Genomic DNA, 741 nt, shown 5'->3' with positions numbered 1-741 from the left:
GTCAGCGGCTGGGGGAGCGATACCCTACGGATTCGCGGCAGGTGCGGCAATTGTTGCAGCGCTTCGTAGATTTACACGCCTGGATCCAACGCTCGGTGGTGCTGCCCATTGAAAGCTATTCCCTGAAAAACATTGCCCGCTGGCTGGGGTTCGAGTGGCGGTTGCCCAATGCCAATGGAGCCCAGTCCATCTACTGGTACACCCAATGCCAGGAAACTCGAGATCGCCGCTATTTGGAGCAGTCGCTCATCTACAACGAGGACGACTGCCGGGCCACCCATTGCCTCAAAAACTGGCTAAGCCAAAGTGCGGTTCTCGCCCCTGTCGAGGGCCGAAGCTTCGATTAGAATCGGGTGAGACTAGCGGATTGGCCAGAGGGATCCCATGCGGCTGAAATCTCACGAATCCCCCCGCCGCCAGGGCAGGAACTATCGTGGTCGTGGGGGAACGGCACGGAAGCGCCAGATTAACAAACGTAATCGCGCCTTGCTACAGCGATTGCAACAGAAGGAGCAGGGGCTCAGCTCTCGATCTTCTTGGCAGGGACAACTCAGCCCTGCCTTTTTTCTTCCTCAGCTTGTATTTAAGGGATCCCAGCCCACCGTCTCGGCCACCTGAGCCGCCAATCTGGTGGCATCGAAGGGCTTGGTAATCACTTTAGAGTAGGCTACAGCTGGCAAAAAGAATGCGATAAGCGGTTGACCACCCGGTATTTTCGATCTGTCTGATATACACATCTTA

Annotated in this window: 1 protein-coding gene; it reads left to right on the top strand. The window is 56.0% G+C overall.

Translation table 11 applies throughout. The features are described from left to right. Positions 1-347, top strand: a 347-nt coding sequence (locus tag NW858_RS09255; protein WP_414520350.1) for a TM0106 family RecB-like putative nuclease, incomplete at its 5' end; no start/stop codon positions are given. Positions 348-741: the final 394 nt, after the last annotated feature.

The sequence above is a fragment of the Synechococcus sp. H55.10 genome (assembly GCF_047502715.1).
Classification (GTDB): Bacteria; Cyanobacteriota; Cyanobacteriia; order Thermostichales; family Thermostichaceae; genus Thermostichus.
This window is presented reverse-complemented; position numbering and strand designations above follow the sequence as displayed.